Source organism: Pseudarthrobacter sp. TE9888 (assembly GCF_056279345.1).
The window spans coordinates 3,696,193-3,711,286 of the sequence record NZ_JBWBRD010000002.1 but is presented as its reverse complement, the minus strand read 5'-3'; the positions used below and the strand labels follow the sequence as shown (position 1 = coordinate 3,711,286).

The window sequence follows — 15,094 nt, the reverse complement described above, 5'->3', positions numbered from 1 at the left end:
TTTAATTCCGTCCTGTGAGGCGGGGAAAGGGGAGACGAGCGTTGACATCTGTCACCAGCGCACCGGTTCCAGCCAGGGTTGTCCTCAGCCAGGCGGACATTGACCGGGCCCTCACTCGTATCGCCCATGAGATCCTCGAAGCCAACAAGGGATCCCGGGACCTGGTCCTGTTGGGCATTCCCCGCCGCGGTTACCCGCTGGCCGTCAGGCTGGCCGAGAAAATCGCTGCCGCGGACAACACCGTTGATGCCGCCGCCATCGTGGGCCAGCTCGACGTCACCATGTTCCGGGACGACCTCTCCCACCAGGGCACCCGGCCGCCGTACCCCACCAGGCTGCCCCGGACCGGCATCGACAACAAAGTCGTGGTGCTCATCGACGACGTCCTTTACTCAGGCCGTACCATCCGCGCCGCCCTGGACGCCCTCGTTGACCTCGGCCGCCCCCGCATCGTCCGGCTCGCCGTCCTGATCGACCGCGGCCACCGCGAACTCCCCATCCGAGCAGACCATGTTGGCAAGAACCTGCCCACCTCCTCCGCCGAAAAGGTCCGGGTCCGGCTGGAAGAGACGGACACCTCCGACGCCGGAGCGCCGGTCAACGAAGTCGTGATCGAGGGCGGCGCATGAAACACCTCCTGTCCACCGGGGACCTCAGCCTCTCGAACGCCATCCGCATCCTTGACACTGCCGAGGAAATGTCGGCCGTGGGGGAGCGGGAAGTGAAGAAACTTCCGGCGCTGCGCGGCCGCACCGTGGTCAACCTCTTCTTCGAGGATTCCACCCGCACCCGCATTTCCTTCGAAGCCGCGGCCAAGCGGCTCTCCGCCGACGTCATCAACTTCGCCGCCAAGGGATCCTCTGTCTCCAAGGGAGAGTCGCTCAAGGACACGGCCCAGACCCTGTCCGCCATGGGGGCTGACGCCGTCGTCATCCGTCACTGGGCCTCCGGGGCGCCCCACCGCCTGGCCGCCACGGACTGGATCGACGCAGCCGTGATCAACGCCGGTGACGGCACCCATGAGCACCCCACCCAGGCCCTCCTGGACGCGTTCACCATGCGCCGGCACTGGGCCCGCCTGGCCGGCACGGGCTCCGAAGGAACGGACCTCAAAGGCATGCGGGTAGCCATCGCCGGTGACGTCCTGCACTCCCGGGTGGCCCGCTCCAATGTCTGGCTGCTCCAGACCCTGGGCGCGGAAGTCACGCTGGTGGCCCCGCCCACCCTGCTGCCGGTGGGCGTCGACAAGTGGCCCTGCAGCGTCAGCTACGACCTGGACCAAACCCTCGCAAACGGCGTGGACGCCGTCATGATGCTCCGCGTCCAGGGCGAACGCATGAACGCGTCATTCTTCCCAAGCACCCGCGAATACTCCCGCCGCTGGGGCTTCGACGACAACCGGCTCCGGGCCCTCGATGACCTGGGCATGACGGACACCATCATCATGCACCCGGGACCCATGAACCGCGGCCTGGAGATCAGCGCCGCCGCCGCGGACTCACCCCGCTCCACGGTCCTGGCCCAGGTCCGCAACGGCGTGTCCGTGCGGATGGCCGCACTGTACCTGCTGCTCTCCGGGGACACCCGGGAACCAGCAGCAACCCGGGCACCGGCCTACGCCGCGGCCCCGTTCACCAAGGAGAGCAACTGATGGCAGGCAACACCGGAACGTACCTCATCCAGGGCGCCGCCATCCTGGGCGGCGACCCCACCGACCTGCTGGTCCGCGACGGCATCATCGCCGAGATCGGCCACGGCCTGTCCGCTGACGGCGCCACCGTCATCGACGCCGCCGGCCTGGTGGCACTCCCCGGCATGGTGGACGTCCACACGCACCTCCGCGAACCCGGCCGTGAAGATGCCGAAACCGTGGAAACCGGAACGCGTGCCGCGGCGCTGGGCGGTTACACCGCGGTCCACGCGATGGCCAACAGCACGCCCGTCGCCGACACCGCGGGCGTCGTGGAACAGGTCTACACGCTGGGCCGCGCCGCCGGATGGGTGGACGTCCGCCCGGTGGGCGCCGTCACCGTTGGCCTGGCGGGGGAGCAGCTCGCCGAGCTGGGCGCCATGGCCGATTCCCGAGCCCGGGTGCGCATGTTCTCCGACGACGGCATTTGCGTCCACGACCCCGTGTTGATGCGCCGGGCGCTGGAGTACGTCAAGGCGTTCGACGGCGTGGTGGCCCAGCATGCCCAGGAACCGCGGCTTACCGCCGGTGCCCAGATGAACGAGGGCGACGTCTCGGCCGTCCTGGGCCTCACCGGCTGGCCCGCCGTGGCCGAGGAAAGCATCATTGCCCGTGATGTCCTCCTCGCCCAGCACGTCGGCTCGCGCCTGCACGTCTGCCACGTATCCACGGCAGGTTCGGTGGAGATCATCCGCTGGGCCAAGGAACGCGGCATCGACGTCACGGCAGAGGTCACCCCGCACCACCTGCTGCTGACCGACGACCTGGTCCGCAGCTACGACCCCGTCTTCAAGGTCAACCCGCCGCTGCGCACCGACGCCGACGTCCAGGCATTGCGCGCCGGCCTGGCAGACGGCACGATCGACGTTGTGGGTACCGACCACGCACCGCACCCCAGCGAGCACAAGGAATGCGAGTGGGCGCAGGCCGCCATGGGCATGACCGGACTGGAAACGGCCCTGTCGGTGGTCCAGCACGCCATGATCGAGACCGGCCTGATGACGTGGGCGGACTTCGCCCGGGTCACCTCCACCGCGGCCGCGAAGATCGGGCGGCTGGCCGACCAGGGCCGGCCCATCGAAGCCGGGGAACCCGCCAACCTCATCCTGGTGGATCCGGCCGCGCGCTGGACGGTGGACCCCTTCAAGATGGCCACCATGGGCCGCAACTCGCCCTTCAAGGGAAGGGAACTCCCGGGCAAGGTGGTGGCAACCTTCTTCAGGGGCCACCCGACGGTCCTCGGCGGTGCCCTCAACACGCCCCACCCGGACGCCGCCGCAACCCCGGCAGGGGCTGCCTGATGGACAAGATCCTTCCCGGCCTTGCCATGCTGGCGGTGGTCGCCGTCGTGTTTGTCCTCCTCGCAATGGGGTGGCGCAACCGCCTGAAGCGCCAGTCCGACGTCGCACAACTGCCCCCGGTGCCCGCCGCCCCGGGCGAGCCCACCGCCGCCGCCGACGGGCAGTACGTGGCCACCACAACGGCCGGTGACTGGCTTGACCGGATCGCGGTGCACGGGCTGGGCATCCGCACCAACTCCACCCTTGAGGTGTACCCGCACGGCGTCCTGTACGGGCGGTCCGGAGCACCCGCGCTGTACATCCCCGCAGCCTCCCTCACTGAAGTCCGCCAGGACAGCGGCATGGCAGGGAAGTTCGTGGAGAAGGACGGCCTCCTGGTGCTCGGATGGACGCACGGCACGCATGAACTGGATACCGGCTTCCGAACCCGCCGCGCCGCGGACAAGGACGCGCTGTACCAGGCCCTTCAGGATTTGATTTCGTCAGCCCCAGCGGCTGGTGCCACCAGTGGAAAGTAAGACAGTGAAAGCGAATACATTGACAGCAACCACCTCCGCTCCGGCAGCCCTGGTCCTCGAAGACGGACGCATTTTCCGCGGCACCAGCTACGGTGCCACCGGCACTGCCCTGGGCGAGGCCGTCTTCGCCACCGGCATGACCGGTTACCAGGAAACCATCACCGATCCCTCGTACGCCCGCCAGCTGGTGGTGCAGACCGCCCCGCACATCGGCAACACCGGCGTGAATGATGACGACGCCGAATCCCGGCGCATCTGGGTGGCCGGCTACATTGTCCGCGATGCCGCGCGCCGTCCCTCCAACTGGCGTTCCGAGCGGTCGCTGGATGAGGAGCTGGTGGCCCAGGGCATCGTCGGCATCCAGGGTGTGGACACCCGCGCCATCACCCGGCACCTGCGTGAGCATAAGACCATGCGGGCCGGCATCTTCTCCGGCGAGTCGGCGCAGGGCACCGACAAGGAACTGCTTGACGCCGTCCTGGCCAGCGCCCCCATGGAGGGTTCGCGCCTGGCCGAGGAAGTCAGCGTCGACGAAGCCTACGTGGTGGAACCCAAGGACCACGGGTGGGAGGGCGAACCCCGCTTCAGCATTGCGGCGATCGACCTCGGCATCAAGGCCATGACGCCGGTCCGGTTCGCCGAGCGCGGCGTCCGCGTCCACGTACTGCCTGCCACCGCCACCCTCGAGGACGTCAAGGCCGTCAACCCGGACGGCTTCTTCATGTCCAACGGCCCGGGCGACCCCGCCACCGCCGACGCCCAGGTCAAGCTCCTGCGCTCCGTCCTGGATGAGAAGCTGCCCTACTTTGGCATCTGCTTCGGCAACCAGATCCTGGGCCGGGCCCTGGGCTTCGGTACCTACAAGCTCCGCTACGGCCACCGCGGCATCAACCAGCCCGTGATGGACCGCCGCACCGGCAAGGTGGAAATCACCTCCCAGAACCACGGTTTCGCCGTGGACGCACCGCTCGACGGAGCCACCCAGGCTCCGGAGGCACGCTACGGCCGGGTGGAAGTCAGCCACATCAGCCTGAACGACGACGTCGTGGAAGGCCTCGCCTGCCTGGACATCCCGGCCTTCTCCGTCCAGTACCACCCCGAGGCTGCTGCCGGCCCGCACGACGCCGCGTACCTTTTCGACCGGTTCATCGACCTCATGGGCGACGCCAAAAACGCTGACACCAAGACCGCCACCGACAACAAGACTGAGGACAAGAAGTAATGCCGAAACGTACAGACCTCAAAAGCGTCCTCGTCATTGGTTCCGGCCCGATCGTCATCGGCCAGGCCGCCGAGTTCGACTACTCCGGCACCCAGGCACTGCGGGTCCTCAAGGAGGAAGGCCTCCGCGTCATCCTCGTGAACTCCAACCCGGCCACCATCATGACCGACCCCGAGTTCGCCGACGCCACCTACGTTGAGCCCATCACCCCCGAGGTGGTGGAGAAGATCATCGCCAAGGAACGTCCCGACGCCGTGTTGCCCACCCTGGGTGGACAGACCGCGCTGAACACCGCCATCGCCCTGGACAAGAACGGTGTGCTGGAGAAATACAACGTGGAGCTGATCGGTGCCAACATCGCCGCGATCGAGCTCGGCGAGGACCGCGAGAAGTTCAAGGGCGTCGTTGAGCGCTGCGGCGCCGAATCCGCCCGCAGCCACATCATCCACACCATGGATGAGGCGTTCGCGGCAGCACAGGACCTGGGCTACCCGATGGTGGTCCGCCCGTCCTTCACCATGGGCGGCCTGGGCTCCGGCCTGGCCTACAACGAGGATGACCTGCGCCGCATCGTCGGCCAGGGCCTGCAGTACAGCCCCACCAGCGAGGTCCTGCTCGAAGAGAGCATCCTGGGCTGGAAGGAATACGAGCTCGAAATGATGCGGGACAAGAACGACAACGTGGTTGTCGTCTGCTCCATCGAGAACTTCGACCCCGTCGGCGTGCACACCGGCGACTCCATCACCGTGGCTCCTGCGCTGACCCTCACCGACCGTGAGTACCAGAAGCTGCGCGACGTAGCCATCGCCGTCATCCGCGAAGTGGGCGTTGACACCGGCGGCTGCAACATCCAGTTCGCCATCGACCCCGCCACCGGCCGCGTGGTGGTCATCGAAATGAACCCCCGCGTCTCCCGCTCGTCGGCACTGGCGTCCAAGGCCACCGGCTTCGCCATCGCCAAGATCGCCACCAAGCTCTCCCTGGGCTACACCCTGGATGAGATCCCCAACGACATCACCCAGAAGACCCCCGCGTCGTTCGAACCCACCCTTGACTACGTGGTGGTCAAGGTTCCGCGGTTCGCCTTCGAGAAGTTCCCGGCCGCGGACAACACACTGACCACCACCATGAAGTCCGTGGGCGAAGCCATGGCCATGGGCCGCAACTTCACCGAGGCCCTGCAGAAGGCCCTCCGCTCCCTTGAGCAGAAGGGCTCGCAGCTGGACTTCAGCTCCGTCCCCGAATACGAAGTGGCAGAGCTCATCGAGAAGGCCAAGCGTCCCACCACCGAACGCCTGCACCAGGTCCAGCGCGCCCTCCTGGGCGGCGCCACCGTCGAACAGCTCTTCGAAGCCACCAAGATCGACCCCTGGTTCCTGGACCAGCTGCAGCTGCTCAACGAGATCTCGCACGAGATCCGCCAGGCCGGAGCCCTCACCAAGGAGATGCTGCAGCGCGCCAAGCGCCACGGCTTCTCCGATGAGCAGATCGGTGCCCTGACCCACAACTCCGAGGCCGTAGTCCGCGGAGTCCGGCAGGCCCTGGGCATCCGCCCCGTCTACAAGACCGTTGACACCTGCGCCGCCGAATTCGCCGCGTACACCCCGTACCACTACTCGGCCTATGACGAGGAGGACGAGGTTGCGCTGCACTCCAAGCCGTCCATCCTGATCCTCGGTTCCGGCCCCAACCGCATCGGCCAGGGCATCGAGTTCGACTACTCCTGCGTCCACGCCTCCATGGCGCTGCGCAAGGCCGGCTACGAGACCGTCATGGTCAACTGCAACCCGGAAACCGTCTCAACCGACTACGACGTCTCCACCCGCCTGTACTTCGAGCCGCTCACGCTCGAGGACGTGCTGGAGGTCATCGCGGCAGAGGAACGCACCGGCGGCGTCATGGGCGTCTTCGTCCAGCTCGGCGGCCAGACCCCGCTGAAGCTGGCGCAGCAGCTGGCCGACGCCGGCGTGCCGATCCTGGGCACTTCACCGGAGGCCATCGACCTCGCGGAGCACCGTGGCGCCTTCTCCCGCGTGCTGGACAAGGCCGGCCTGGTGTCGCCCAAGAACGGCACCGCCGTCTCCTTCGAGGACGCAAAGACCATCGCGGACGAGATCGGCTACCCGGTCCTTGTCCGCCCGTCCTACGTGCTGGGCGGCCGCGGCATGGAAATCGTCTACGACGAGCCCAACCTTTCCCGCTACATTGCCAACGCCACCGAGATCACCCCGGACCACCCGGTGCTGATCGACCGGTTCCTGGAAGACGCCGTCGAGATTGACGTCGACGCCCTCTTCGACGGCACCGACATGTACCTGGGCGGCATCATGGAGCACATCGAGGAAGCCGGCATCCACTCCGGCGACTCCGCCTGTGTCCTGCCGCCGATCACTTTGGGGGGCAACGTCATCGAGCGCGTCCGCGTAGCCACCCGCGCCATCGCCGAAGGCGTGGGCGTCCGGGGCCTGATCAACATCCAGTTCGCGCTGGCCTCCGACGTGCTGTACGTCCTGGAAGCCAACCCCCGCGCCTCGCGCACCGTGCCCTTCGTGTCCAAGGCCACGGGCGTCCAGATGGCCAAGGCCGCGGCCCTGATCGGCACAGGCGTCACCATCAACCAGCTCCGCAGCGCCTACAAGATGCTGCCGGAGTCCGGCGACGGTTCAACCCTGCCCCTGGACGCGCCCGTGGCCGTCAAGGAAGCGGTGCTCCCGTTCAGCCGGTTCCGCACCCTCGAAGGCAAGGTGGTGGACTCCCTGCTCGGACCTGAAATGCGCTCCACCGGCGAGGTCATGGGCATCGACAAGCACTTCGACACCGCCTTCGCCAAGAGCCAGGCAGGGGCCAACAACGCCCTGCCCACCGAGGGCAAGGTCTTTGTCTCCGTGGCCAACCGGGACAAGCGCTCCGTGATCATGGCGGTCAAGCGGCTCTCGGACCTTGGCTTCGAGATCGTCTCCACCGGCGGCACCGCCGACGTGCTCCGCCGCAACGGCATCCAGGCCACTCCGGTCCGCAAGGTCGCCGAGGGCAGCAGCGCCGAAGGGGAGGGGACCATCGCCGACCTCATCGTGGCGGGGGAGATCGACATGGTCTTCAACACCCCCTCCGGTGGCGAAGCGCGCAGCGACGGCTACGAGATCCGTGCCGCGGCAACCTCCATTGGCATCCCGTGCATCACCACCGTGGCCGAATTCAACGCCGCGGTACAGGCCATCGAAGCCATGCGCACCTACCAGTGGTCCGTTACCAGCCTGCAGGAGCACGCGGCAGCCCTCGCGGAATCGCAGAAGGCGGCCCTGCAGCATGCCTGAGCAGGTATCGGGCACCAACCCGGTGCCAGGCGCCGGCCGGGAGTCCTTCGGCTCCCGGCTCGGCGCGGCCATGGCCGCCCGCGGCCCGCTCTGCGTCGGCATCGACCCACACCCCTCCCTGCTGAAGGCCTGGGGGCTGGACGACGACGCCACCGGACTGCGTCGGTTCTCGCTGACGGCTTTGGAGGCGGTGGCTTCGCTCGCTGCCGCGGTCAAGCCGCAGGTGGCCCTCTACGAACGCCACGGATCCGCCGGCCTGGCCGTCCTGGAAGAGGTCCTGGCTGAAGCCCGCAACCAGTCGGTACTCACCATCGCCGACGCCAAGCGCGGCGACATCGGCTCCACCATGGCCGCCTACGCGGACGCCTGGCTTCGGGACGGCTCCCCGCTGGCAGCCGATTCCGTCACCCTCAGCCCCTACCTCGGCTTCGAGTCACTGCGCCCCGCGCTGGATCTCGCGGCGGAAACCGGGCGCGGTGTGTTCGTGCTGGCACTGACATCCAACCCCGAGGGCGCCTCGGTCCAGCACGTCGGCGGAAAGGATTCCGTGGCCCGCCGGATCACGGAGTCCGCGGCCGCGGAGAACTCACGGTACGCCGGAAGCCTTGGCTCTGTCGGCCTTGTGGTCGGCGCCACCGTGGGGAGCGCCCTGGCAGAACTGGAACTGGACCTCGCCGCCGTCCGTGGACCCATCCTGGCACCCGGGCTCGGGGCCCAGGGGGCAACCCCGGCCGGGCTCAGGACCACGTTCGGCGACGCCTACCCGCTGGTCCTGGGAACATCGAGCCGCGACATCCTCGCGGCGGGCCCGGAAACCCGCGGACTGCGTGAGGCGGCCCTGCGGACACTGGAGGGGCTGCGGGGCGAATAGGCCGGCAATTGTCCGGATGCATTGATTCGGGCTGAACCAGAGGGTAGTTTCAGGACAGGTCCAAGGGCGGCCGCCCTTGGATGAAATCCGCCGACTCCGGGGGTGTCCGTGATGGTCCTGCGACCTTTATCCGCGTCTGAACGGGCCGAGGCCCTGGGCAAGGCGGCTGCGGCCAGGGCTACCCGTGCTGCTGCCAAGGAGAGCCTCCGGAACGGGGACAGGTCGGCCGCCGACATCATCAGTTCCGCACTGGAGGATGACGCGCTGGCCCGCATGCGGGTTTCGGAGCTGCTCGAGGCCCTCCCGGGCATCGGGAAGGTCCGGGCCGCCGCCATAATGCAGCAGCTGGGCATAGCGGCGTCCCGCAGGGTCCGTGGGCTGGGCGTCCACCAGCGCCGGGCGCTGGTAGATTTTATAGACGAGCACTGAGGCACAGGCGGCGCCTGTCCTCCCCCAACCGTGGCAAAAGGAATACGTGAGCAAGAAACCGGGACTGACAGTCCTCGCAGGTCCGACGGCTGTTGGCAAAGGCACCGTGTCCACCTACATCCGGGACAACTACCCCGAGGTCTGGCTTTCCGTTTCAGCCACCACCCGGGCGCCCCGGCCCGGCGAAGTGGACGGCGTCCACTACTTCTTCAAGTCCAAGGAGGAGTTCGAGCAGCTCATCGCCGATGGTGAACTCCTCGAGTGGGCAGTCGTCCACGGACAGAACACCTACGGCACGCTCAAAAGTACCGTGAACGGGGCCATCGAGGAGGGCCGTTCGGTGCTGCTGGAAATCGACCTCCAGGGCGCCCGGCAGGTGAAAGCGGCCGTTCCGGACGCCCAGTTCGTCTTCCTGGCTCCCCCCACCTGGGACGAGATGGTCCGCCGGCTGGTGGGCCGGGGCACCGAAACCCCCGAAGAACAGCAGCGGCGCCTGGAAACCGCTAAACTGGAACTTGCTGCTGAACCGGAGTTCGACCACACCGTCATCAATGACGACGTCCGCCGGGCAGCGGACGAGCTTGTTTCACTCATGGGGCTGACACCGCATCCACACCTGCCGGAACCGTCAGCCCGCTAGGAATTTGGAGAATTCGTGTCCACGAACCTTGAAGGCATCATCAACCCGCCGATCGACTCGCTGCTCGAAGCGGCCGACTCCAAGTACGGCCTGGTGATCTTCGGTGCCAAGCGCGCTCGTCAGATCAACGCCTACTACGCCCAGCTGCACGAGGGCCTCTTCGAATACGTCGGACCCCTGGTTGACACCAAGCTGAACGAGAAGTCGCTGTCCATCGCCCTGCGCGAGATCAACGAAGGCAAGCTGGTCTCCACGCCGATCGAAGCCGCAGAGTAACCTGCCGCCAACTGACATGCTGACGGAGATCACGTGCGCATAGTCCTCGGAGTCGGGGGAGGGATTGCCGCCTATAAGGTGGCATCGCTCCTCCGGCTTTTTACTGAAGCCGGCCATGACGTCACGGTGATCCCCACGGAGGCGTCCACCCGCTTCATCGGCACCGCCACCTGGGAGGCGTTGTCCGGAAACCCCGTCAGCAACAGCGTCTTTGACGACGTCCACCTGGTGAACCACGTCCGGCTCGGCCACGAGGCCGACCTCGTTGTTGTTGCACCCGCGACCGCTGACCTCCTGGCCAAAGCCGCCACCGGCCAGGCCGGTGACCTGCTGACCAACACGCTCCTGATGGCGCACGGCCCAGTGCTGTTCGCGCCCGCTATGCACACCGAAATGTGGCAGCACGCCGCCACCCGCGCCAACGTTGAAACGCTCCGCGGCCGGGGCGCCGCTGTCCTCGAACCCGCCTCCGGCAGGTTGACGGGCGCTGACTCCGGACCGGGAAGGCTCCCGGAACCGCAGGCGATTTTTGACGCCGCCATGGCGCTGGTCCAGGGACAGTCCGACTTCCAGTTGCCCCTTGCCGGCCGTACCGTAACCATCAGCGCAGGCGGCACCCGTGAGCCGCTGGACCCCGTCCGTTTCCTCGGCAACCGGTCCTCCGGCAAGCAGGGCGTGGCGCTGGCCGTCGCCGCCCGGAATGCCGGTGCCACCGTCCGGCTGCTGGCGGCGCACATGGACGTCCAGCCGCCTGCAGGGGTGGAGGTGGTTCGCGTGGAGACTGCGTTGGAGCTCCGGACCGCCGCGCTGGATGCCGCTGCCGGGTCCGACGTCATCATTATGTCGGCCGCCGTGGCCGACTTCCGCCCGGCCGATGTCTCCGACACCAAGATCAAGAAACGCGACGACACCGCAGACCCCGTCATCACCCTGGTCCGCAACCCGGACATCCTGCAGGAACTCGTGGAGCAACGCAACGAGGGACCTTCCGGGGCCGGCCAGCTCATCGTCGGCTTCGCGGCGGAAACCGGTGACAGCCAGGGCGACGTCCTCGCCTACGCCGAAGCGAAGCTGCAGCGAAAAGGCTGCGACCTGCTGGTGGTCAACCATGTGGGCACGGACAAAGTCTTCGGGCAGGACTCCAATTCGGTGGTCATCCTCTCGCGCGCCGGCTCCGAACCACAGGCAGCGGCCGGAACCAAGACTGAGGTTTCGGAAGCCATCATTGCCCGCATCGGCTTTGAACTTAACCGGGTTTCGCCCCGGACCTGAGTGTTCCGCACCACGTTTGCTTCTCGGGAGGACATCTCCCGCGGGGCCGGCGCCTTCCAACCAGTAAGGTAGTTGAGTGACTTTACCGCTGCACCTTCCCCAGACCCATGGGGCCACGCCCTCCGCGCTCCGGCTCTTCACGTCCGAGTCGGTCACCGAAGGCCATCCGGACAAGATCTGCGACCAGATCAGCGACGCCATCCTGGATGCGCTGCTGTCCGCGGACCCCGAGTCCCGCGTGGCCGTGGAGACGATGGCGACCACCGGGCTCGTGCACGTGGCGGGCGAAGTCACCACCGACGCCTACGTCGAGATCCCGCAGATCGTCCGCGAGACCATCCTTGGCATCGGCTATGACTCCTCAGCGAACGGTTTTGACGGTGCCCGCTGCGGCGTGTCCGTTTCCATTGGCCAGCAGTCCAACGACATCGCCGGTGGAGTGTTCAATTCGCTGGAAGCCCGCGAGGGCCGCCAGGAGGACGACTACGACCTCCAGGGTGCTGGCGACCAGGGCCTGATGTTCGGCTACGCCAGCGACGAGACTCCTTCCTATATGCCCACACCCATCTGGCTGGCCCACCGGCTCTCCGAACGCCTCACCGACGTCCGCAAGACAGGCCAGCTGGCCTACCTCCGCCCGGACGGCAAGACCCAGGTCACGGTGGGGTACGACAAGGACGTTCCCGTGTCGATTGAAACCGTGGTGATTTCGAGCCAGCACGCAGAGGGTGCAAGCCTGGAGCAGTTGCGCGCGGACCTCGCCGCCGTCGTTATCGAACCCGTCCTGGCCGCGGCCAACCTCGACATTTCCCGGACCGCTAACATCCTCAATCCGGCCGGCGAATTCGTCATTGGCGGCCCCGTGGGTGACGCCGGCCTCACCGGCCGCAAGATCATTGTCGATACCTACGGCGGCATGGCGCGCCACGGCGGCGGTGCTTTCTCCGGCAAGGATCCATCCAAGGTGGACCGTTCTGCCGCCTACGCCATGCGCTGGGTTGCCAAGAACGTGGTGGCCGCGGGACTTGCCAGGCGTGCAGAGATCCAGATCGCGTACGCCATCGGCCAGGCCCGCCCCGTAGGAACGTATGTCGAGACGTTCGGCACCGAAACCGTGGATCCCGCCCGGATCAGCGACGCCATTGCGGAAATCTTCGACCTCCGTCCCCGGGCCATCATCGATGCCCTCGACCTGAAGCGCCCCATTTACGCCAAGACTGCTGCCCACGGCCACTTTGGCCGCGACGATCCCGACTTCACGTGGGAACGCCTGGACCGGGTAGATGATTTGAAGGCGTTCTTCAACGCTTAGGTGACTTCCTGCCCGGACCCGGAATCTTCGGGCCGGGACGGGAAGCGCACTGTCAGTGGCCTATGCTTGGCTGTTCATGTCCAACCTGGCAGCTGAACGGAGGGAGCCCCAGTGGTCGCTGACAGTTCCGTCCAGCCGTCCCTGCTGCAGGGGTTTCCAGCCCGCGCACTGCCTGTCGGCGCGGACCTGGCCAAGCAGCTTCCCGTGGCTCGGATCCTCGTGGAATCGTCCCTGCCGCACCTGGACCGCCCCTTCGATTACGCGGTCCCGGTTGCGCTGGACCAGGACGCCCAGCCCGGAGTAAGGGTCAAGGTCAAGTTCAATGGCCAGGATCTCAGCGGTTTCCTTTTGGAGCGCCGGGCGGAGTCCGACGCCGGACACACCCTGGTGCCGCTGTCGAAAGTAGTCTCACCGGTTCCGGTCCTTACCCCCGCCGCCAGGGACCTTGCCGGGGCCGTCGCTGCACGCTACGCCGGCACGCTCAGCGACGTCCTCCGCCTTGCCGTACCGCCCCGTGTCGCCCGGCTCGAAAAGGATTACCCGGCATCCCTGGACCCTGCAGACCAGGGCGACCCCGCAGGTCCGGATGGCACAGCAGGACCACATACTGCGGAAGCCGAAGACACCCAGGGCGTTCCGGCTGTTCCAGGCGTTTCTGCGTGGACCGCCTACCGCACCGGAGCTGCCTTCCTGCGCCACCTGGCAGCCGGCGGATCCCCGCGTGCGGTCATCAATCCTCTCCAGGGCTACGGGGCCGCCGGTTGGCCGGCGCTCCTTGCCCAGGCCGCTGCCGCTGCTTACGCCTCAGGCAGGGGCGCGCTGCTGGTGGTGCCCGACTACCGCGACCTGGACCGGCTGGAGCAGGCGCTGATGGAGCTGCTGCCGGAGGAGGCCGTGGCCAGGCTCACGGCGGACGACGGCCCCACGCCGCGGTACCGGAACTTCCTGCGCCTCCTCGCGGGCCGGGCCAGGATCGCCATCGGCACCAGGTCCGCCGCCTTCGCGCCGGTGCAGGACCTGGGCCTGGTTGCCTGCTGGGACGACGGCGACGACCTCCACATCGAGCAGCGCGCACCCTACGCCCACGCCCGGGAAGTCCTCCTCCTGCGGGCAGAACAGGAGGGCACAGCCTGCCTCCTGGCAGGGCACGCCCGCAGCACCGAAGTCCAGCGGCTGGTGGAGGCCGGCTGGGCCGTCCCCGTTGAAGCCGAGCGTTCCACGGTCCGCACGACCGTCCCGCGCGTGGTCAACACGGCTGACAGCTTCGAGCAGGAACGTGATCCCCTGGCCACCATCGCGCGGCTGCCCCATGCCGCCTGGCAGGCAGCCAAGCAGGGACTGGATCGTGGCCCCGTCCTGGTCCAGGTGGCCAGGGCCGGCTACGCGCCCTCCCTCGTGTGCGAAACCTGCCGCGAACCCGCCCGGTGCGGCCACTGCCAGGGACCCTTGGCCCTGGCCGGAACAGCCGTCTTGCCCCAATGCCGCTGGTGTTCCACCCCGGCTCCGGACTGGAAGTGCTCCCACTGCGGCGGGCGGCGGCTCCGGAAAGGGGCCACGGGAGTCCTGCGCACCGCTGAAGAGCTGGGCCGCGCTTTTCCCGGCACCACCGTCATCACGTCCTCCGGCGACCAGGTGAAGGCCACAGTGGGGGCGGGCAAGGCACTGGTGGTGGCAACGGTAGGCGCCGAGCCCGTCGCGGAGGGCGGTTATGCCGCCGCCTTGCTGCTGGACGGGGATTCGCTGCTGCGCCGGGAAAGCCTCCGCGCAGGCGAGGACACCCTGCGCCGCTGGTTCAACGCAGCCGCCCTGGTCCGCCCCGCGGCGGCGGAAGGCCTGGTGGTGGTCACTGCCACGGATACCGCCGCCACCGGTGCGCTGCTGCGGTGGGACCCCGCCGGCTATGCCCGGCGCGAGCTGTCCCTGCGGATGGAACTCCAGCTTCCACCGGCGGTGCGCATCGCCTCCGTGACGGGGCCGCGCGCCGCCGTCGAACACTACACGGGTGCCGTGGAAGCGGACCTGGCCGGCGCGGGCATCGCCCTGCGAACAGCAGGCCCGGCGCCGCTCCTGCCCACCGCTCCGCCCACCGGCAGGCGCTCGGCCGAGGACGTCCGGACCCTGCTGTTCTTCCCGTATGGCCAGGCCGCCGCCGTCGTCCGCGTCCTCCGGGTCACCCGCGCCGCCGTGGCCGCCAAACGGACCATGGACCCCGTGCAGCTGCGGCTGGACGGCGTCGACGTGCTCTAGGT

The 15,094-nt window shown here is 67.8% G+C and carries 13 protein-coding genes; all 13 read left to right on the top strand.

Annotation, left to right across the window (positions count from 1 at the left end; translation table 11 throughout):
- The first annotated feature begins 41 nt into the window (after nt 1-41).
- The gene (pyrR, locus tag ACZ9J7_RS17655) at nt 42-629 is read left to right on the top strand and encodes a bifunctional pyr operon transcriptional regulator/uracil phosphoribosyltransferase PyrR (protein WP_141160350.1); all 588 of its coding nucleotides are present in this window, start codon (nt 42-44) and stop codon (nt 627-629) included.
- Complete coding sequence (locus ACZ9J7_RS17650) at nt 626-1,651, top strand: aspartate carbamoyltransferase catalytic subunit (protein WP_476211235.1); 1,026 nt, start codon at nt 626-628, stop codon at nt 1,649-1,651. The genes pyrR and ACZ9J7_RS17650 overlap by 4 nt, the downstream gene beginning before the upstream one ends.
- Entirely contained in the window at nt 1,651-2,991 is a 1,341-nt protein-coding gene (locus ACZ9J7_RS17645) for a dihydroorotase (RefSeq protein WP_476211234.1), read from the top strand. The genes ACZ9J7_RS17650 and ACZ9J7_RS17645 overlap by 1 nt, the downstream gene beginning before the upstream one ends.
- Nucleotides 2,991-3,509 carry a PH-like domain-containing protein gene (locus tag ACZ9J7_RS17640; protein WP_476211232.1) on the top strand — a complete coding sequence of 173 codons (519 nt, stop codon included), beginning with the start codon at nt 2,991-2,993 and terminating at the stop codon, nt 3,507-3,509. Before ACZ9J7_RS17645 ends, ACZ9J7_RS17640 begins: the two co-directional genes overlap by 1 nt.
- Entirely contained in the window at nt 3,490-4,731 is a 1,242-nt protein-coding gene (carA, locus tag ACZ9J7_RS17635) for a glutamine-hydrolyzing carbamoyl-phosphate synthase small subunit (RefSeq protein ID WP_476211230.1), read from the top strand. Before ACZ9J7_RS17640 ends, carA begins: the two co-directional genes overlap by 20 nt.
- Entirely contained in the window at nt 4,731-8,045 is a 3,315-nt protein-coding gene (gene carB, locus ACZ9J7_RS17630; protein WP_476211228.1) for a carbamoyl-phosphate synthase large subunit, read from the top strand. Before carA ends, carB begins: the two co-directional genes overlap by 1 nt.
- Entirely contained in the window at nt 8,038-8,916 is an 879-nt protein-coding gene (gene pyrF / locus ACZ9J7_RS17625; protein ID WP_476211226.1) for an orotidine-5'-phosphate decarboxylase, read from the top strand. The genes carB and pyrF overlap by 8 nt, the downstream gene beginning before the upstream one ends.
- 111 nt (nt 8,917-9,027) lie before the next feature.
- On the top strand, nt 9,028-9,345 hold the full coding sequence (gene mihF, locus ACZ9J7_RS17620; protein ID WP_210411227.1) for an integration host factor, actinobacterial type: 318 nt from the start codon (nt 9,028-9,030) through the stop codon (nt 9,343-9,345).
- Between the two features lie 46 nt (nt 9,346-9,391).
- On the top strand, nt 9,392-9,985 hold the full coding sequence (gene gmk, locus ACZ9J7_RS17615; protein ID WP_476211224.1) for a guanylate kinase: 594 nt from the start codon (nt 9,392-9,394) through the stop codon (nt 9,983-9,985).
- Nucleotides 9,986-10,000: 15 nt separating this feature from the next.
- Nucleotides 10,001-10,261 (top strand): DNA-directed RNA polymerase subunit omega, encoded by a 261-nt coding sequence (gene rpoZ, locus ACZ9J7_RS17610; protein ID WP_003800778.1) that lies wholly within the window; start codon nt 10,001-10,003, stop codon nt 10,259-10,261.
- 33 nt (nt 10,262-10,294) lie between these two features.
- Nucleotides 10,295-11,533, top strand: coding sequence for a bifunctional phosphopantothenoylcysteine decarboxylase/phosphopantothenate--cysteine ligase CoaBC (gene coaBC / locus ACZ9J7_RS17605; RefSeq protein WP_476211218.1), 1,239 nt, complete (start codon nt 10,295-10,297; stop codon nt 11,531-11,533).
- A gap of 76 nt (nt 11,534-11,609) precedes the next feature.
- Nucleotides 11,610-12,845, top strand: a complete 1,236-nt coding sequence (metK, locus tag ACZ9J7_RS17600) for a methionine adenosyltransferase (protein ID WP_476211216.1) — start codon at nt 11,610-11,612, stop codon at nt 12,843-12,845.
- A 111-nt stretch (nt 12,846-12,956) separates the two neighbouring features.
- A complete protein-coding gene (locus tag ACZ9J7_RS17595; RefSeq protein WP_476211214.1) occupies nt 12,957-15,092 on the top strand; it encodes a primosomal protein N' in 2,136 nt (711 codons plus the stop codon).
- Nucleotides 15,093-15,094 lie beyond the last annotated feature (2 nt).

Excerpts from the sequence above, each read along its gene's own strand:
- ACZ9J7_RS17645 (WP_476211234.1), top strand. The coding sequence starts at position 1,651 with ATGGCAGGCAACACCGGAACGTACCTCATCCAGGGCGCCGCCATCCTG.
- mihF (WP_210411227.1), top strand. The coding sequence starts at position 9,028 with ATGGTCCTGCGACCTTTATCCGCGTCTGAACGGGCCGAGGCCCTGGGC.
- ACZ9J7_RS17650 (WP_476211235.1), top strand. The coding sequence starts at position 626 with ATGAAACACCTCCTGTCCACCGGGGACCTCAGCCTCTCGAACGCCATC.
- ACZ9J7_RS17640 (WP_476211232.1), top strand. The coding sequence starts at position 2,991 with ATGGACAAGATCCTTCCCGGCCTTGCCATGCTGGCGGTGGTCGCCGTC.
- pyrF (WP_476211226.1), top strand. The coding sequence starts at position 8,038 with ATGCCTGAGCAGGTATCGGGCACCAACCCGGTGCCAGGCGCCGGCCGG.
- carB (WP_476211228.1), top strand. The coding sequence starts at position 4,731 with ATGCCGAAACGTACAGACCTCAAAAGCGTCCTCGTCATTGGTTCCGGC.